Annotated in this window: 16 protein-coding genes; 6 read left to right on the forward strand and 10 right to left on the reverse strand. The window is 72.4% G+C overall.

Annotation, left to right across the window (positions count from 1 at the left end):
* Nucleotides 1-48 precede the first annotated feature (48 nt).
* From egtD to KBX00_RS09485, 6 genes are all read right to left on the reverse strand, one after another.
* On the reverse strand, nucleotides 49-1,014 hold the full coding sequence (gene egtD, locus KBX00_RS09460) for an L-histidine N(alpha)-methyltransferase (RefSeq protein WP_210825367.1): 966 nt from the start codon (nucleotides 1,012-1,014) through the stop codon (nucleotides 49-51).
* Nucleotides 1,015-1,089: 75 nt separating this feature from the next.
* The gene (egtC, locus tag KBX00_RS09465) at nucleotides 1,090-1,836 is read right to left on the reverse strand and encodes an ergothioneine biosynthesis protein EgtC (RefSeq protein ID WP_210825369.1); all 747 of its coding nucleotides are present in this window, start codon (nucleotides 1,834-1,836) and stop codon (nucleotides 1,090-1,092) included.
* A gap of 22 nt (nucleotides 1,837-1,858) precedes the next feature.
* Nucleotides 1,859-3,193 carry an ergothioneine biosynthesis protein EgtB gene (gene egtB / locus KBX00_RS09470; RefSeq protein ID WP_210825371.1) on the reverse strand — a complete coding sequence of 445 codons (1,335 nt, stop codon included), beginning with the start codon at nucleotides 3,191-3,193 and terminating at the stop codon, nucleotides 1,859-1,861.
* Complete coding sequence (locus KBX00_RS09475) at nucleotides 3,190-4,425, reverse strand: glutamate-cysteine ligase family protein (protein ID WP_210825373.1); 1,236 nt, start codon at nucleotides 4,423-4,425, stop codon at nucleotides 3,190-3,192. The genes egtB and KBX00_RS09475 overlap by 4 nt, the downstream gene beginning before the upstream one ends.
* Nucleotides 4,426-4,707: 282 nt before the next feature.
* Nucleotides 4,708-5,451 (reverse strand): hypothetical protein, encoded by a 744-nt coding sequence (locus KBX00_RS09480; protein WP_210825375.1) that lies wholly within the window; start codon nucleotides 5,449-5,451, stop codon nucleotides 4,708-4,710.
* Nucleotide 5,452: 1 nt separating this feature from the next.
* On the reverse strand, nucleotides 5,453-6,082 hold the full coding sequence (locus KBX00_RS09485; RefSeq protein WP_210825708.1) for an RNA polymerase sigma factor: 630 nt from the start codon (nucleotides 6,080-6,082) through the stop codon (nucleotides 5,453-5,455).
* Between the two features lie 294 nt (nucleotides 6,083-6,376).
* Between KBX00_RS09485 and KBX00_RS09490 the strand changes: the two genes are divergently transcribed.
* The 5 genes from KBX00_RS09490 to KBX00_RS29180 all read left to right on the forward strand — a co-directional run bounded on the left by KBX00_RS09490 (nucleotide 6,377) and on the right by KBX00_RS29180 (nucleotide 11,674).
* Nucleotides 6,377-7,744, forward strand: a complete 1,368-nt coding sequence (locus tag KBX00_RS09490) for a serine/threonine-protein kinase (RefSeq protein WP_210825377.1) — start codon at nucleotides 6,377-6,379, stop codon at nucleotides 7,742-7,744.
* A 105-nt stretch (nucleotides 7,745-7,849) separates the two neighbouring features.
* Nucleotides 7,850-9,112: a nucleotide sugar dehydrogenase gene (locus tag KBX00_RS09495; RefSeq protein ID WP_210825379.1), complete on the forward strand. Its 1,263-nt coding sequence runs from the start codon at nucleotides 7,850-7,852 to the stop codon at nucleotides 9,110-9,112.
* A 177-nt stretch (nucleotides 9,113-9,289) separates the two neighbouring features.
* Complete coding sequence (locus KBX00_RS09500; protein WP_210825380.1) at nucleotides 9,290-10,747, forward strand: LVIVD repeat-containing protein; 1,458 nt, start codon at nucleotides 9,290-9,292, stop codon at nucleotides 10,745-10,747.
* Between the two features lie 134 nt (nucleotides 10,748-10,881).
* Nucleotides 10,882-11,103: a DUF2188 domain-containing protein gene (locus tag KBX00_RS09505; protein WP_210825381.1), complete on the forward strand. Its 222-nt coding sequence runs from the start codon at nucleotides 10,882-10,884 to the stop codon at nucleotides 11,101-11,103.
* 43 nt (nucleotides 11,104-11,146) lie between these two features.
* Nucleotides 11,147-11,674 carry a hypothetical protein gene (locus KBX00_RS29180; protein ID WP_301547645.1) on the forward strand — a complete coding sequence of 176 codons (528 nt, stop codon included), beginning with the start codon at nucleotides 11,147-11,149 and terminating at the stop codon, nucleotides 11,672-11,674.
* Here the strand turns inward: KBX00_RS29180 and KBX00_RS09515 are convergent.
* The 4 genes from KBX00_RS09515 to KBX00_RS09530 form a co-directional block, all read right to left on the reverse strand.
* The gene (locus KBX00_RS09515; protein WP_210825383.1) at nucleotides 11,611-12,429 is read right to left on the reverse strand and encodes a MerR family transcriptional regulator; all 819 of its coding nucleotides are present in this window, start codon (nucleotides 12,427-12,429) and stop codon (nucleotides 11,611-11,613) included. The two genes, KBX00_RS29180 and KBX00_RS09515, sit on opposite strands and share 64 nt — an antisense overlap.
* A 68-nt stretch (nucleotides 12,430-12,497) precedes the next feature.
* On the reverse strand, nucleotides 12,498-14,108 hold the full coding sequence (locus KBX00_RS09520; protein WP_210825385.1) for an asparagine synthetase B: 1,611 nt from the start codon (nucleotides 14,106-14,108) through the stop codon (nucleotides 12,498-12,500).
* Nucleotides 14,109-14,110: 2 nt separating this feature from the next.
* Entirely contained in the window at nucleotides 14,111-15,067 is a 957-nt protein-coding gene (locus tag KBX00_RS09525; RefSeq protein WP_210825387.1) for a DUF5715 family protein, read from the reverse strand.
* A gap of 143 nt (nucleotides 15,068-15,210) precedes the next feature.
* Complete coding sequence (locus tag KBX00_RS09530; protein ID WP_210825389.1) at nucleotides 15,211-15,579, reverse strand: hypothetical protein; 369 nt, start codon at nucleotides 15,577-15,579, stop codon at nucleotides 15,211-15,213.
* On the opposite strand from KBX00_RS09530, the gene KBX00_RS09535 reads away from it, so the two are divergent.
* Entirely contained in the window at nucleotides 15,578-17,329 is a 1,752-nt protein-coding gene (locus KBX00_RS09535) for a DEAD/DEAH box helicase (protein WP_210825391.1), read from the forward strand. The two genes, KBX00_RS09530 and KBX00_RS09535, sit on opposite strands and share 2 nt — an antisense overlap.
* The last annotated feature ends 22 nt before the right edge of the window (nucleotides 17,330-17,351 follow it).

The following is a 17,351-nucleotide window of genomic DNA, read 5'->3' on the forward strand; positions in this document are numbered from 1 at the left end:
CCTAACCGATCGTCCAGCGGCTGCTCACCCGGGTCGGCCGACGATCGCTCACGCGGCGCGGGCCAGGGTCACCCCGAACAGGCCGTCCGGGTCGGTCCAGAACCGCTCGGTACGGAAACCCGCGGCGGCCAGTTCGCCCGCGATGCCTTCCGGGCGGAACTTCGCCGACACCTCGGTACGCAGATCCTCACCGGCGGCGAAGTCGACGTCGAGGTCGAGCACCCGCACCCGCATGGATCTCTCCGCCCGCAGCCGCATCTCGATCCACTCGTGTTCCGCGTTCCAGAGCGCGACGTGGGCGAAGCCCGCCGGGTCGAAGTCGGCGTCGAGTTCCCGGTTGAGCACCCGCAGCACGTTGCGGTTGAACTCGGCGGTCACCCCGGCCGCGTCGTCGTACGCCGGCACGATGACCGCCGGATCCTTGACCAGGTCGGTGCCGACCAGCAGCCAGTCGCCCGCCTCCAACGCGGCGCGCATCCCGGCGACGAACTCCGCGCGTTCGTCCGGCAGCAGGTTGCCGATCGTGCCGCCGAGAAAGATGACCAGCCGCCGCCCACCGGTCGGCAGCCGATCCAGGTGGCGGGTGAAGTCCCCGACGATGCCGCGCACCCGTAGCCCCGGGTAGTCGGCGGCGAGGGCGGCGGTGGAGCCGGCCAGCGCGCTGACCGACACGTCCAGCGGCACGAACGTGCCGAGACCGCCGCGCTGGGTGCAGGCGTCCAGCAGCAACCGGGTCTTCTCCGAGGAACCGGAACCCAGCTCGATGAGCGTCTTCGCGCCGGTCAGCTCGGCGATCTCGGTCGCCCGCGCGGCCAGCACGGCCCGCTCGGCCCGGGTCGGGTAGTACTCCGGAAGTCGGGTGATCTCGTCGAAGAGTTCGCTGCCCCGGGAGTCGTAGAACCACTTCGGTGGCAGCCACTTCTCGGTCGCGGTCAGCCCGAGGCGGACGTCCCGGCGCAGGCTGCGGCTGAGGTCCCGGTCGTCGAGGTGGATCTCGAGCGGCTCAGCGCCCATCTGCTGTCCCCTTCCGTCGTGTCTGACAGGTGCGGGCGGCCCGGCGCACGCCCGGTGGTGCTTCGTCGGCCCGCCTCACCACGCGGCCAGGTCCCGCTGGCGCACGTCGGTCGCCGTGGCCTGCACGAGCTGCCCGTCGGGCACCGCACGCCAGCCCGGTCCGTCGTCGTGCGGTTCGGAGGCCAGCAGCACCGACTCGGGGGTGGCACGAAGCGACAGGGCGTGCCCGGCCGCGCTGGCGACCACCGTGTGCCCGTCGGTGAGCAGCATGTTGAGCCGGGATCCGGGTGCCGCCGCGGCCACCGAGGTCACCGTCTCGGCGACCGCCCGGGCCGGCGCGACACCGGAGCGCAACCGGTCGCGGAGCAGCGCCCACAGCAGCGCCGAGTCGGTCGTCGCGTCCAGGGTGAGCAGGTCCCGCACGGGCAGCTCGGCGGCGAGCGGAACCATCGAGTCGGGCCAGCCGCGCACCACGCCGTTGTGGCTGAACAGCCACCGCCCCTCGGCGAAGGGCGCGGCGGCGGTGTCGACGATCGCCATGCCGACCGTGGCCGAGCGGACGGCGGCCAGCACCGCGCCGGCGGAGGTGACCGCCGCCAGCTCGGCGATGGTCGGGTCGCTCCAGATGGGCTGCGCCCGGCGGTACCGCACCGGCGCCGCGCCGTCCGGGTACCACCCGACGCCGAACCCGTCGGCGTTTATGGTCCCGCCGCCACGCATGTCACGGGGGGCCCAGGACTGGCGCAGCAGTGAGTGCGGCGGGTCGAACAGCAGCTCCCGCAGGGTCACCGGTGGCCCCAGATAGGCCAGGTGTCGGCACATCAGACGACCGGCTTCCCGACCGTCACCGGTGCGCCTCGTCGGGCCGGGCGTCGCGGGCGCACCGGAAGCCGCTGAAGATCTGCCGCCGGACGGGATAGTCCCAGTTGCGGAACGTGCCGCGGCAGGCCGCCCGGTCGGTGCCGAACGAGCCGCCCCGCAGCACCTGGTAGTCGTCGCCGAAGAAGACCTCGGAGTACTCCCGGTAGGGGAAGGCCGCGAAACCCGGATAGCCCCGGAAGGGGGTGGCGGTCCATTCCCACACGTCGCCGATGAGCTGATGCACGCCCAGCGGCGAGACACCTGCCGGATACGCGCCCACCGGTGCCGGCGACAGGTGCCGTTGGTCCAGGTTGGCGTGCGCGGAGGTGGGGTCGCCGTCACCCCACGGATAGCGGCGGGACCGGCCGGTCGCCGGATCCCACCGGGCGGCCTTCTCCCACTCCGCCTCGGTGGGCAGCCGCTTGCCCGCCCAGGTGGCGTACGCCTGCGCCTCGTGAAAGCAGACGTGCACCACCGGCTCGTCGTCGCGGACCCGGTCCCAACGGCCGAACCGCAGGTAGGACCAGCCGTCGCCGTCCCGCCGCCAGTGCATCGGCGCGGCGAGCCCGGCCTGCCGGCGATGCTGCCAGCCCGCCCCGGTCCACCAGCGCGGGTCGTCGTATCCCCCGTCGGCGATGAACGCGCGGTACGCACCGTTGGTCACCGGCGCGGCGTCGATGACGTACGCGGGCAGCTCCACCCGGTGGGCCGGGCGCTCGTTGTCGAGCGCCCACGGGTCCGTGTCGGTGCCCATCACGAACGGACCGGCGGGCACCAGCACCTCGGCGGGCACCCGTACGGTCGGCTCGGGTGGCGGCGGCGCGTGCAGCGCCACCGGGCCGGACCGTAGCTGGTGGGTGGCGAGCATGGTCTCGTCGTGCTGCTGCTCGTGCTGCACGATCATGCCGAAGGCGAACCCGTCGGCGACCAGCCGGGAACTGTCGAAGGTGACGCGGTCCAGCAGGTCATGGACCTTCTCCCGAACCGTGGCGACGTACGCCCGGGCCTCCGCCGGCGGCAGCAGCGGCAGCGACGGGCGGTCCCGACGCGGTTGCTTGAACGCGTCGTACAGGTCGTCGATGTCGCACCGGACCGCCTCCCGCCCGCCGACGTCGCGGACCAGCCAGAGTTCCTCCTGGTTGCCCACGTGCGCCAGGTCCCACACCAGCGGGGACATCAGCGGTGAGTGCTGGCGCATCAGATCGGCGTCGTCCACCGCCTCGGTCAGCAGGGCGGTGCGGGCGCGGGTCCGGGCCAGTTCCGCCGCGATCCGGCCGCGCAACCCCTCGGCGTCGCGGTCGATGCTGGTGTCGGTCACGGCCGACTCCTCTCCGCGGCCGCACGCCGCAGTCGTAATCCGTGGTCGATCTCCCGGTGCAGGGCCGGCGGCAGTTCCAGCCGCGGTAGCGCGGTCCGGGCCAGGTCGAGCAGACCCGTGGCGGCCCGGGCCAGGGTCGCGTCCCGCAGGCCGTACCGCGCGGCACGGTGCCAGCCGTCGGCGGCGGGCGCGGTCACCGCCATCGCCGCGACGATCGTGTCGGGGCCGCTGAGCAGCGCGCTGAGCACCGCCAACGGCAGGATCCAATCCCGCCCCGGTTGGGCGTCGAGGTATCGAATCTCCAGGTAGCCGCGCGGACGCACCGGCGGGAAGAGCGTGCTGACGTGGTATTCCAGGTCGTCGAGGCGGGGCGGCCGGTGCAGCGCCCCGTCGATCCAGTCGGCGAACGTCACGTCCGGCGGTGCCGTCCAGTCCGGACCGTCACCCCGGACACAGAGCAGCGGCGCGGCCAGCACGTACGCCGTCCAGGCGGCCACCGGATCCCGGTCGGCAAGGGCGGGGGTCCAGACCGGGGCGGTGCGAGCGGGGTCGATGCGCCACCACGCGCCCATCCGGGCCGACGCCCAGCCGGTGTCGCGGCCGGCGTGCCGGCCGGCGGTGGCGAAGGTGGCGAGCAGGGGTGGGCCGGCGGCGTGCACCAGTTGCCACCTGGCCAGCAGTTGCTCGGGCTGCCCGGCGTCGAGGCAGACCTGCAGACCGGCGGTGCTGTACATCATCGTCCGGCCGTCGGGGCCGCGGCGGTCGAAGACCTGGCGCATCGCCCGGTAGCGGGGGGTGTCGATCACCGGCCGGGGATGTCGGTGCGGATCGATGCCGGACCGGCCGAGAGTCAGGCCGGCGGCGTCCAACAGTCTGGCGGCCTGCGCCACGTCGGCCTGGGTGGCGTCGATCAGCGCGGTGACGCGGGCTCGCGGTGGGGTGGAGATCTCCAGTTGCCCGCCGGGCTCGACGGTCATCGCACTGCCCTGGAGCAGGCGCAGGGCCGGGCTGGTCGGGTCCAGCGTGGTGGGGGCGTACGGCCCCAGTGCCGCGCGCAGCCGCGCGGCGTCGACGGGGCGGGTCGGATCGACGGCGTCGTGGACCGTCCACTCCAACTCGACCCCGGTGAGGGTGGGTGGGCCGGTCTTGAAGCAGATCCGGGCGAGATGCCGGGCCGCGGCGGCACGGTCCCGCAGCACCGGGATCCGGTCCACCTCCGGTGACATCACCATGCGTGGCTCCCTTCCCGATCGGATCGCCGACACGGTAGCCCATCCCGGTGACATCGACGCCCGGTGAACCTGAGCCGCAGGGTGCCGGCGCACCGGTTCCGAACGCCCGGCACGTCGCGGTGCACGGCACGGAGACGAGGCACTTCATCCGATGTCGGCACGGACGACGTGGCCACCATCTGTCTAGCAGGGGCAGACCGCGCGTCGAATGGATTTCACGATTCGGTCATGTTCGGTCCGGGTGGGAAAGGCTCGCGACCGTGCCGGCCGCTCGACCGGGACTCAGCCGCCGTGGCTCGCGGTCGGCTCGGCGTCGGAACTGGCCCGTAGCTCCCGGCAGTACTCCTCGACGTGTTCCGGGCCGCCGGCCGCGACCACCAGTTCGTTGAACGCGGGCGTGCCCAGTGCCTTCTCCCGCTGCCGTTCCGACTTGGCCAGGTAGGCCCGACAGAGGCCCGGCCGGTCGGTGGTGTTGTCCGAGTTGCCGGGACCGACGTGCCCGCTGGTCCCGGTGCTCGGCGTCGCCGACGCGCTCGGCGCCGGCACCGACGGGGTCGGCGGCCGCGCGGGCACGGAGGTCGGGCCACCGGTCGGGGCCACGGTGGCCTCGCCGGTGGGCGTGCCGTCACCGGTGCTGGGTGCCGGCGCGGCCGGGCTGGTGGCCACCGGTGGCGTGCCCGGACCGGCGCGGTCCATACCGACCGCGGCCAGGGCGGCACCCGCCGTGGCGGTGGCCGCCAGCCCGGCGATCCAGGCCACGGCGCCGACGGTGAACCGGTGCCGTCGTCGCCGGGCCGCCGGTACCGCCGCATCCGGTTGACGGGCGGCCCGAAACGCCGCGACGGCGGCCTCCTCGCCGGCCAGTTCCCGCTCCCGGGCCGGGGCGGCGGCGGCCCGCAACAGGTCGGCCAGCGGGCCGGTCGACGCCGACGCCGCCCGGGTGGGCGGGGCGTCCGGGGCGGCGTCCAGCAACCGCTCGTGGTCGGCGCGCCGCGACCGGCGCAACATCACCCGCAGTCCGCGCATGTCAGCCGTCCACCGGTTCGGTCTGCGGTGGCAGGCCGGCGCGCCGGGGCGACCGGGTGTCGGCCGCGGTCCGGGCATCGTCCGGGGCGCTGGTCGCCGCTCGCTGGTCCAGCAGGACGGCCAGTCGGCGCAGGCCACGGTGCGCGGCGGTACGCACCGCACCGGCCCGACGGCCGAGCACCCGTCCGGCGGTCTCGGCATCGAGCCCGATCACGGCGCGCAGCAGCACCGCCTCGGCCTCCCGGGGCGGCAGACTGGCGATCAGCGCGAGGGCCGCCTCGGTGCCGAGCCTCTCGCCCGCCCGCTCGGCGGTGTCCGCGTCCCCGGCCAACTCGCTCAGTTCCTGCACCGGAACTGGCAGTGCGGGGCGACGGCGCTGCCGGCGCAGGTGATCCATGGCCCGGTTCCGGGCGATGGTGACGACCCAGGCACGAAACTCGCCACCGGTGAAGGTGGGCAGGTCGCGGGCGACCTGCAACCAGGTCTCCGACGCGACGTCCTCGGCGTCGGCGCCGACGAGGGCGGTGAGGTAGCGCAGCAGCCCGGGCTGCAGGGTGCGGTAGAGGTGACGGAAGGCGTCCTCGTCACCGGCCCGGGCAGCGGATACCAGGTGGTCCAGCTCACCGGGCACGGTCGCACCGCCGCCGACCCACCGGCCGTTGCCGAGACGGCCGCCGGGCGGGGGCATGCGACGGCTCGGCCCGCTGCGCGCGCCGAACCTCCTCGATCCGCACCCCACCCCCGCTTACCTGAATCGAACCGGGCCGGCACGGCCCGGTAGCGGATTCTCGCCGACAACGCCGGGGACCACAACCTGGGCCGCCCGACCCTCGCCACCCGGTGGCGACGGATTCGTCGGTTGCGGTATCGGGACGGCCCGACCCGCCGACGCGCCGGTCGAGCCCACTGTGGGTACGGTGGTGCCGTGTTGTCTTCGGAGGTCGTACTCAGCGGTCGGTACCGCTTGGACGAGCGTGTCGCCACCGGCGGCATGGGCGACGTCTGGCAGGCAACCGACCTGATCCTCGGCCGGCAGGTCGCGGTCAAGGTGCTGCTGCCCGCACTCGTCTCCGATCCCGACTTCATCGCCCGGTTCCGCGCCGAGGCGCGGATCATGGCGGCGCTGCGACACCCGGGGATCGTGCAGGTCTACGACTGCGGTGAGGACGATCTGCCCGGCGGGGGCCGAGCCGACTACCTGGTCATGGAATTCGTCACCGGTCAGCCGCTGTCCAAGCGGATCGAGGCCGAGGGCCGCCTGGACGTGGGCGTGGCCATGTCGGTGGTGGCACAGGCGGCGCAGGCGTTGCACGCCGCGCACGTCGGCGGGATCGTGCACCGCGACGTCAAACCGAGCAACCTGCTGATTCAGGAGGACGGCACCGTCGTCCTGGTCGACTTCGGGGTGGCCCGGTCGACGAACGTAACGAGCATCACCAGCACGAACGCCGTCCCGGGCACCGCCCTCTACATGGCTCCCGAGCAGGCCGCCGGGCGACCGGTCTCCGGGGCGACCGACCTGTACGCGCTCGGCGCGGTCGCCTACTGCTGCCTGACCGGCAGTCCGCCGTTCACCGGCGACAATCCCCTCCAGGTCGCCGTCCGGCACCTCGACGACCCGCCGCCGGAACTGCCGCACGACATCCCGGAAGCGGTCCGGGTGCTTGTCGACCGGGCCCTGGCCAAGAATCCGGCCGACCGGTTCAGCAGCGGTGCGGCGATGGCGGAAGCGGCCCGGGCCGCCGTGTCGGAGGGCTCCCTGCCCACCACATTTGTCCCGGTGGCCGCGGCACTGCGCGACGCGGGGCCGGACACCCGCACCGCAAACCCGGTGTTCGACGCACCGCCATCGGGCGGACGGCGTCGCGGCAAGCTGGTCGGCGCGCTGACCGCGGTGCTGGTCGGGATGACGGCACTCGGTGCGGCGCTCGGCGCCACGCAGGAGGCGAACACCCCGGCGGTCAACCTGCCGACCACCGCGCCGACGGTCGAGTCGACCGCCGAGGAGGGGGCAGCGCCAAGCTCGCCGGAGAGCGCACCGGCACAGGCGCCCGCGCTGCGTCCGGCCAATTCGACGACCCGGGCGACCGAGTCCCCGTCACCCTCGCTGCCCTCGCCGCAGCCCAGCGAGTCGAGCGAACCCGCCTCGCCGGATCCGACGGGCTCCAGCCCCGACACCCCGGAACCGACGGGCTCGCCCAGCGAACCCACGGCGCCGGTGACCCCCACCCCGTCGACGCCCACTTCCGCACCCGAGGTGGAACCGGGCACCGGCGAAGATACGGGCGACTGACCCCACCAGTCTCAAGCTCCTCTAAATTCCCGAAACGGACGTACGCCGTCACACCGCGCTCTAGGCTCCTCACCAGCAGTTATCTCCTACGGTGCGGGAGTTCGGGTGAGCGTGGAGAAGCTTGTCGTCGTCGGTCAGGGCTACGTCGGTCTGCCGCTGGCCATGCAGGCCGTGGAAGCTGGTCTGGACGTGGTCGGCCTCGACGTCGACGCCGACCGGATCAAGCGGCTCGCCTCCGGCGAGTCGTTCGTGTCGGACATTCCGGCCGACCGGCTCGGCCGGGCCCTGGCCAGCGGCCGTTATCACCCGAGCACCGAATACGCCGATGCGAAGGACTTCGACATCTGCGTCATCACCGTGCCCACTCCGCTGCGCGACGGCACCCCCGACCTGAGCTTCGTGGAACAGGCCGGTACGGGGATCGGACCGTACCTGCGGCCCGGCTGCACGGTGGTGCTGGAGTCGACCACCTACCCCGGCACCACCGAGGAGCTGCTCCGCCCGCTGCTGGAGGCGGCAAGTGGGCTGCGCAGCCCCGGGGACTACCACCTCGGGTACAGCCCCGAACGCATCGACCCGGGCAACCCGACCTGGCAGCTGGCGAACACGCCGAAGGTGGTGTCCGGGGTGGACGCCGCCGCGCTGGCCCGGGTCGACTCGTTCTACCGGCGTCTGGTCCAGCGGACGGTGCCGGTGGACTCGACCCGGGTGGCCGAGCTGACCAAGCTGATCGAGAACACCTTCCGCCAGGTCAACATCGCCCTGGTGAACGAGCTGACGATGCTCTCGCACCAGTTGGACATCGACGTGTGGCAGGCCATCGAGGCGGCCGAGACGAAGCCGTTCGGATTCATGCCGTTCCGGCCCGGTCCCGGTGTCGGCGGGCACTGCCTGCCGATCGACCCCTGTTACCTCTCCTGGCAGGTCAAGCGCCGGCTCGGCCGGCAGTTCCGGTTCATCGAGCTGGCAAACGACGTCAACCACGAGATGCCCGAGCACGTGGCGCAGCGGGTGATGGCCGGGCTGAACCGCTCCGGGCGGGCGGTCAGGGGTGCCCGGCTGCTGCTGCTCGGGCTGGCGTACAAGCGCAACACCGGTGACATGCGCGACTCGCCGGCCGTCGAGGTCGCCCGGCGGCTGCGGGAACTCGGCGCCGAGGTCCGGGCGGTCGAGCCGTACGCCGAGGCGCACCACCTGCCCGCCGGGGTGCTGACGGTGAGCCTGACCGAGCGCGAGTTGCGCGAGGCCGACGGGGTCGTGGTGGTCACCGACCACGACGTGTTCGACTACGACCTGGTGGTCCGGCACGCCCGATACGTCTTCGACACCCGCAACCGTTGCGCCGGCCCCACCGTGGAACGCCTCTGATGTGACGGTGGCGAGCGGGCATCCACGCCGGTGGTCATGCCACACCTGCCCCGGGTCGAGGTCGCTGCGATCGCATCCCTTCACATTGGACGCAAAAGGTGACGTGGATCACATCGATGAATCTCATCCGCGAGTAGGGTACGACCAACGTCACTACCCTTCCGAAGGGCGTCGCCGATGGTCGGATCGACCCTGCCACGGGGGCGGCAACTGCGCATCGTCAGTGTGGCCGCCACCGGGCTCCTCCTCGCCAGCATCGCCGTTGCCTCACCCGGCAACGCGCAGACGGTCTCGCAAGCGGCCGTCGAGTCCGCCGCAGCCGTCGAGGCACCCCTGGGTGTCGACGAGATCGCCAGCAGCCCCAACCTCAAGCTGATCGCCAATCTGCCGAAGCAGGCGCCGTTCAACACCACCGCGGCGCTCGGCAGCGACATCGCCTTCCAGGGCAGGTACGCCTTCGTCGGCAACTACGACGGCTTCGTCATCTACGACGTGTCCAAGCCGAGCAAGCCGACGATCGTCTCGCAGGTGCTCTGCCCGGGCGCACAGAACGACGTCACCGTCTACGGTGACCTGCTCTTCCTGTCGACGGACTCGTCCCGCAACGACGACTCGTGCAGCAGCACCTCCCAGTCCGCCACGATCAAGGAATCGTGGGAGGGCATCAAGATCTTCGACATCAAGCACAAGGCCAGCCCGCGGTACATCAAGGCGGTCGAGACGGCCTGCGGCTCGCACACCCACACGCTGGTACCGGCGAAGGACAAGAAGTCGGTCTACCTGTACGTCTCCTCGTACAGCCCGAACGCCGCCTTCCCGGACTGCCAGCCGCCGCACGACTCGATCAGCATCGTCAAGGTGCCGCTGAAGAAGCCGACCGACGCGGCCGTGGTCGCCACGCCGAACCTCTTCCCCGACGGTGGCTACGAGGGTCGTACCGGCGGCTCGGCCACCACCGGTTGCCACGACATCACCGCGTACCCGTCCAAGGACCTCGCCGCCGGTGCCTGCATGGGTGACGGGGTGCTGCTGGACATCAGCAAGCGGGAGGCACCGCGGGTGCTGCACACCGTGCGGGACACCACAAACTTCGCGTTCTGGCACTCGGCCACCTTCAACAACCGCGGCACCAAGGTCGTCTTCACCGACGAGCTGGGCGGTGGGGGCGGCGCCACCTGCAACGAGGCCGTGGGCCCGGAGCGCGGCGCCAACGCCATCTACGACATCACCGGTCGGGGCGACAAGCGCGAGCTGGAGTTCCGCAGCTACTACAAGATCCCGCGGACCAACGGCGACACCGAGAACTGCGTGGCCCACAACGGCTCGCTCATTCCGGTGCTCGGCAAGGACATCATGGTCCAGGCCTGGTACCAGGGCGGCATCTCGGTGTGGGACTTCACCAACTCCCGCAAGCCGAAGGAGATCGGCTACTGGGAGCGCGGACCGCTGTCGGACAGCCAGCTCATCGTGGGTGGCTCCTGGTCGGCCTACTACTACAACGGGCACATCTACTCCTCCGACATCCAGAAGGGGTTCGACGTGCTCGCGCTCAACGACTGGCGGACGTGGACGGCCAAGCTGGCCCACTTCCGTGAGCTGAACGTGCAGACCCAGCCCAGCTACCTGAGCTGGTAGGACCAGCACACCGACCGGGCCCGGTCGCCCCCGCTGGGGTGGCCGGGCCCGGTCGCGCAACAGCCGCACCGGTTGTCGCGTTTTCTCCCGCCCGTCCCGGGTACCTCGTCCGTCACGCAGGGAAGGGGTGTGCGATGACGCGCAACGAGTACCACGTGGTGCCCGACGGCGCCGGCTGGAAGGTCGAGCAGGGCAGCACGGTCGTCGGGACGTACGACACGAAGCAACGGGCGGTCGAGGCCGGACGCGAGACGGCACACGGCAACGAGCCCAGCCAGCTCGTGGTGCACACGGCCGACGGAAAGATCGAGACCGAGTACACCTACCGGGACGACCCGTACCCGCCCGCCGGCTGAGCGGGGCACACCGGCGGCGGCCTGCCGACATCATCCAGCCCGGGTGCGGTCGGCAGGCCGTCGCAGCTCCGCCGGCCGTGCCCGCCGTCACCGGCAACGGCACCGAAACCGGCAGCGTACGCCGGGCCTGTCAGGATGGCCGACCGCGACCTCCACCGGGGCTGCCGCGCCCGCCCCGCTCCGACCGACCCGGCGCCGCCCCCACCCGCTCGACGCGATCGCCGTCGCGCTCGCCGCCATCGGGGCCGGCTGCGTCGCGACCGGGCTGCTGCCCCGTCCCGAGGCCGCTGCCGTCCTCGGCCGGATCCTGCCGCTGCTGATCTTCCTCGGCACCGTGGTGGTCCTCGCCGAACTGACCGCGGCCGCCGGCGTCTTCGACGTGCTCGCGACCCGCCGACCGGCCGCCCGCCGCACCCGGCCTCGGCCGGGCAACGGTGACGTCGCCGCGTACCCGGCCCACCCCCGATCGGCGGCGGGCGACTGGCGGACGGCCGGTCGCCGCTCGTTTCAGGCCCGACGCACCGGTAGCTGCAACTCGGTGACCCCCTTGTCGGCCTCCTCGGGCCAGTAATCCACGTAGAGCTCGCGCGCGTAGCCGTCGGTCCGCCAGTCGTTCTCCTCGATCCAGCGGGCCAGCACCTGCATGCTGCGGTCGGCCGTGTCCATCGGGCCGTGGTGGATCGTCGTCGCCGCCGTGATCGCCGGCAGTTCCACCACGGCGACGCCACCGGCCGCCGCCTCGCCCTCGATCCCCACCCCGGCATGCACGACCACGCCCTCGCCGTCGGCGGCCTGGTCGTACCAGGCAACGGCCGGCCCGGCCGGGTTTACCCCGGCTGCCTCCAGCCGGCGGAACAGCTCCGGGTAGAGCGGCGTCAGTACCGGACCGATGTCCGCGGGCTCGTAGCTGCGGGCGACGGCACTCAGCTCCGCGACCCGGATCGGTGGCACCTGCTTGAGTACGACATCCTGGCTGGTCATCCGACCCTCCGTCTCGATCATGTGGAGCCTCGCCTCGACGCTTGACAGCCGCGCCGTGTCCGCCGCCAGCTGGGCCGCCAACTGGGCCCGGCGCAGCCGTAGCATGCCCCGCAGCTCGCCCAGGTCGACGGTCTCGTCGAGGATCGCCCGCACCTGGGCCAGGGTCAGCCCCAGGTCCTTCAGCGCGATCACCCGGTTGAGCCGACCCAGCTGGGCGGCGGTGTAGTAGCGGTAGCCGCTGTGCGGGTCGACGGCGGCCGGCGGCAGCAGCCCGAGGCTGTCGTAGTGCCGGAGCATCCGTACCGACACGCGGCCCAGACTGGCGAAGTCTCCGATGGTCAACATGGCACCTCCACGGTCGGCGCTGACACCGTGTCAGAGTCAAGCCCGGGCCACCGGACGTCGGCAACGCCTCAGCCGGGCAGTGGGGCCTCGTCGCCGCGGTTGCGGCGCGGCGACACCAGCCGGCGCATGATCGGGGTGGCGTTCCACTTCGCCGCGCCGACCAGATCGCGGGCGTGTTCGAGCACCGTGTAGTCGGGCCTCGCCCGCCCGGCGGCGAGCGCGGCGTCCAGGTCGTTGCCGCAGCGCATCAGCACGCTGTCGAAGTCGCGGCGGACCGGCTCCAGCAGGTGGTAGCCGAACGAGCGGTGCAGGCGGGCGAAGAGCGGCTTGTACAGCCGGGCCCGCTCGTGCAGCCCGGAGGAGTACGACATGGGGTTCTTCGGCCGACGCCGGATGTAGTCGGGCAGCATGTCGGCGAAGGCCCGCCGGACGATCCACTTCTCCTGGCCGTCCCGTAGTTTCAAATCGATCGGCAACCGCATCGCCAACTCGACAAGCGCGAGGTCGAGGAAGGGCACCCGGGCCTCGACACCGAAGGCCATGCTGGTCCGGTCGACCCGCTGCAACTCGGTCCGGCACAGGTTGCGGATCTTGTGCAGGAAGAGTCGCCGGGACGCCTGCGGACCGACCTCGTGGTACATGGGGTAGCCACCGAACAGCTCGTCCGAGCCGTCGCCGGTGAGCACCACCTTGACGCCCAGCTCCCGCAGCCGCCGGAAGATCGGCACCGAGACGACCGCGTTGATGATGTCGCCGTACTCGGTCAGCTCGGAGATCCGGATCGCCTCCCGCACGTCGGCCAGCCGGATGTCGCGCGGGCGCAGCTCCACCACCTCGTGCGCGACGCCGAGATCCTTCGCCAGCCGCCGCGCGTACGCCAGGTCCGGGCTCTCCGGCACCCCGACGGTGACCGCGACGCAGTCCGGGTGCAGTTGCGCCGCGTGCAGCAGCGCCAGGGAGCTGTCCAGGCCCCCGGAGAGCACCACACCGACCGTCAGGTCGGTGTCCAACCGCACCCGGAGGCTGTCGGTGAGGGCGGCACGGACGAGCAGGGCGGCCTCGTCCGGGTCCGCCACCACCGGCCGGCCCGCACCGAGGGCGAGCAGGTCCACGTACGGCCGCAGCTGCGGGTCACCGTCGGCGTCGGCCCACCCGTGGTGCCCCGGCGGTACCTCGTTGATCGGCGCGCCCAGCCGGACCAACGCCTTCACCTCGCTGGCGAGGTGCAGGCACCCGGGAGTCCGCGCCCAGTACAGCGGCTTGACGCCGAGCGGATCCCGGACCAGGTACGCGCGCCTGGTGGCCCGTTCCACCACGACGAAGGCGTACTCGCCGCGCAGGTGGCTCACCACCCGCTCGCCCCAGTGCTCGAAGGCGGCCAGCACCACCTCGGTGTCGCTGACGCTGCGGAACTGGTGGCCGAGGGCGGTCAACTCGGCCCGCAACTCGTGGTGGTTGAAGACCTCGCCGTTGTAACAGAGCAGCCAACGCTCGTCGGCGGAGACCCAGGGCTGCACCGCGCGCTCCCGGTCCACCACCCGCAGCCGCCGGGTGCCGGCGAGCAGCCCGGTCTCGTGCCGGGTCTCGGTCACCTCGCCTCGTGGTGCGAGTGTGGTGAGCCTCCGCCGGAACATCGCCGGATCGGCCTCGGGGCCGATGCTGAGCATGATCCCGCACATCGTCAGATCCCCATTTCGGCCTCGTACGCGCGACGCAGCCGCAGCGCCGCCGCCGGTGCGAGGCAGACGTGCCATGCCTGCCCCTCGTCGACCACGTTGATCTCACCCGCCCGCTGCCGGTTCAGCAGCAGCCCGGCAAGGGTGTCCCGCACCCCGAAGCGGCGGTACCAGTCCATCTCCACATCCACCGCCCAGCCCAGGCAGTGGCCGCTGGGCACCATCGCCGCGTACCCGAGACGCCGCAACCGGTACTGGTGCTCGGCGCTGCGGACCAGGCTTGTCACCCACAGCGGCGGGGTGCCCGCCGGGGTGGCGGCGGCGAACTCACGACCGATGTCGTTGAGCAGGGCGATCACCTCACGGCGGGCGCGGCGGAACCACAACCCGGCGGTACGCGGCGTGGCGTCGGGCAGCATCCGGCGGCGCAGCGCCCGTACCCCCCGGCCGACGAGCGTGCGCGGCTGTTCGGTGTACCGGAACCGCAGCAGTCCGCGCCGCCGCAGCCACTCCAGGTCGACCAGCTCGGCGCTGTGGTCGACCTCGGCGTCGGTGAGGAACGTGGTGGCATCGCGCCACCACATCACGTCGACGCGGGACAGCAGGTAGATGCGCACCAGAGCGGTCAGGTCGGCGGCGGAGCTGCGCTCGTTCGGCTGGTACCGGGCCATCTCCAGCAGCAGGGTTTCGCGGGCTCCGATCAGACCCTGGGAGGTGGCGTCGAGCACCTGCATGATGGCCGGCTCCCGCAGTCGCTGGTCGATCAGCACCTGGCGGGCCTTCGCGCTGCTCACTCCGGCCAGCGCACTCACCTCGACCAGCAGCTCGGCCACGGCGTCGCGGTAGGCCGCCAGGTCGGGCGGGGCCGCGGTGAGCGGGCGCACGATGCCCCGGGGGCGACGGCGAGCCGGGGTGACGGCAGGACCGGGCCGGTGTCCCGGGCTTCGGCTGGGCACTCGCATGATCGGTCCTCTCTGCCGCCGCGATGATCGCTCGTAACAGAAAGTAACGTCACCGATCCGGATTAGTACGAGCAATACTCCCGTATCCCCCTAAGGCGTGGCAGACCACGCCGACGGGCAGGCACCACGAAACCTCAGCCGGCTCAGCTGGTCGGACGGGTGGAATCCAGGAAGGCCGCCATGGTGGCGTCGGCTGTCGCCCGGTCACCGGTGAGCGCCAACTCGAACAGCACGCCCCGGGTCATCGCCATCGCCATCCGCGCCTGGGTCCGCGCCCGCCCCGGCGGGTGGCCCACCTGCTCGAAGAACCGACCGAGCCGCTCGGTCCAGACGGTGATCCAGCTGCGCAGCGCACCGGCCCACGCTAGGTCACCGCCGACCCCCTCCCGGGCTGCCGATCGGCTGTCGACAAGACCGCGTCGTCCGTGGTCGCGCCGCCGCCGGCGACCCCGCGCACATGTTCGGGTGGTCGCCGCAGCGGACCGGTGGGCGTGATGAAAGGCTTGACCCATGAGTTCCACGTCCGTACTGCCCGACCCGTCCACCGAGCCGCCCGCCTTCACGGATCTCGGGCTGCGGCCCGAACTGCTCGCCGCGCTCGCCGCGCTCGGGTACGAGGAGCCCACGCCGATCCAGCGGGAGGCGATTCCGCCGCTGCTGGCCGGCCGGGACCTGCTCGGGCAGGCGGCGACGGGCACGGGCAAGACGGCGGCGTTCGCCCTGCCGTTGTTGCAGCGGATGCCCGACGACCGGGCCGGCGACGACCCGCTCGCGCTGGTGCTGGTGCCGACCCGGGAACTCGCGGTGCAGGTCTCCGAGGCGTTCCACCGCTACGGCAAGGATCTCGGCGCCCGGGTGCTGCCGATCTACGGAGGGCAGCCGATCGGTCGGCAGCTGCGGGCGCTGGACGCCGGGGTCGACGTCGTGGTGGCCACCCCCGGCCGCGCTCTGGACCACATCGCCCGGGGCACGCTGCGGCTGGGCAACCTCGCCAGCGTGGTGCTGGACGAGGCTGACGAGATGCTCGACATGGGGTTCGCCGAGGACATCGAGTCGATCCTGGAACACGCCCCCGAGCAGCGACAGACGTTGCTCTTCTCCGCCACCATGCCGGCGCGTATCGACGGGATGGCCCGAGCGCACCTGACCGACCCGGTGCGCATCCTGATCGCCCGCGAGCAACCGGTGGCCGGCGAGGCCCCCCGGGTACGGCAGAGCGCGTACCTGGTGCCACGGGCGCACAAGCCGGCGGCGTTGGGGCGCGTGCTGGACGTCGAGTCCCCCACGGCGGCGATCGTGTTCTGCCGCAGCCGGGAGGAGGTGGACCGGCTCACCGAGACGATGAACGGTCGCGGTTACCGGGCCGAGGCACTGCACGGCGGCATGAGCCAGGAGCAGCGGGACCGGGTGATGGGGCGGCTGCGCGCGGGCACCGCGGACCTGCTGGTCGCCACCGACGTGGCGGCCCGTGGGCTCGACGTGGAGCAGCTCAGCCACGTGGTCAACTTCGACGTGCCGTCGGCACCCGAGTCGTACGTGCACCGCATCGGTCGGGTGGGCCGGGCCGGTCGGGAGGGCGTCGCGATCACTCTGGCCGAGCCCCGGGAGCACCGGATGCTCAAGACCATCGAGCGGGTCACCGGCCAGCGGATCACCATCGACAAGATTCCCACGGTCGCCGACCTGCGGACCCGTCGACTGGAGCTGACCCAGGCCGCGCTGCGGGAGAGCCTGCTGGAGGACGACCTGGATCCGTTCCGGGTGATCGTCGAGACGCTCAGCGACGAGTTCGACCTGATGGAGGTGGCGCTCGCCGCGGTGAAGCTGGCCCACGAGGCGACGCTGCCCGGCTCCGACGAGGCGGAGGAGGAGATCCCGCAGGTCGCGGTCCGCCCAGCCCGAGAGGGCCGGGCGGCGGGGTACGAGGGCCGGGGTGAGCGCCGGCCGGCGCGTCCCCGTACCGCCGGCACCACCCAGGTCTTCATCGGGGTGGGCCGGCGGGCCGGGGTACGCCCGCAGGATCTGGTCGGCGCGATCACCGGTGAGACCGGGGTCCGGGGCAGGGACATCGGCTCGATCGAGATCGCTGATCGGTTCTCTCTGGTCGAGGTGCCCGTGGCGGTGGCCGACGAGGTGATCGCCGGGCTGCGCGGCAGCACCATCAAGGGCCGCAAGGCCACCGTCCGCCGCGACCGCGAGGGACGTCCCGGCGAGGGCCGTTTCGACGGCGGCGACCGCCGGGACCGCCGCGACCGCCGCTGAGTCGGGCGGGAGGGGCACCTGT

Origin of the sequence: Micromonospora sp. C95, from assembly GCF_018070465.1 — a bacterium.
Classification (GTDB): domain Bacteria; phylum Actinomycetota; class Actinomycetes; order Mycobacteriales; family Micromonosporaceae; genus Micromonospora.

Bases quoted from the DNA above. Each gene is read 5' to 3' on its own strand.
- KBX00_RS09535 (WP_210825391.1), top strand. From the start codon at position 15,578: ATGAGTTCCACGTCCGTACTGCCCGACCCGTCCACCGAGCCGCCCGCC.
- KBX00_RS09480 (WP_210825375.1), bottom strand. From the start codon at position 5,451: ATGCGCGGACTGCGGGTGATGTTGCGCCGGTCGCGGCGCGCCGACCAC.
- KBX00_RS09500 (WP_210825380.1), top strand. From the start codon at position 9,290: ATGGTCGGATCGACCCTGCCACGGGGGCGGCAACTGCGCATCGTCAGT.
- egtD (WP_210825367.1), bottom strand. From the start codon at position 1,014: ATGGGCGCTGAGCCGCTCGAGATCCACCTCGACGACCGGGACCTCAGC.
- KBX00_RS09520 (WP_210825385.1), bottom strand. From the start codon at position 14,108: ATGTGCGGGATCATGCTCAGCATCGGCCCCGAGGCCGATCCGGCGATG.
- KBX00_RS09505 (WP_210825381.1), top strand. From the start codon at position 10,882: ATGACGCGCAACGAGTACCACGTGGTGCCCGACGGCGCCGGCTGGAAG.
- KBX00_RS09475 (WP_210825373.1), bottom strand. From the start codon at position 4,425: ATGGTGATGTCACCGGAGGTGGACCGGATCCCGGTGCTGCGGGACCGT.
- KBX00_RS09530 (WP_210825389.1), bottom strand. From the start codon at position 15,579: ATGGGTCAAGCCTTTCATCACGCCCACCGGTCCGCTGCGGCGACCACC.
- KBX00_RS09515 (WP_210825383.1), bottom strand. From the start codon at position 12,429: ATGTTGACCATCGGAGACTTCGCCAGTCTGGGCCGCGTGTCGGTACGG.
- egtC (WP_210825369.1), bottom strand. From the start codon at position 1,836: ATGTGCCGACACCTGGCCTATCTGGGGCCACCGGTGACCCTGCGGGAG.
- KBX00_RS09525 (WP_210825387.1), bottom strand. From the start codon at position 15,067: ATGCGAGTGCCCAGCCGAAGCCCGGGACACCGGCCCGGTCCTGCCGTC.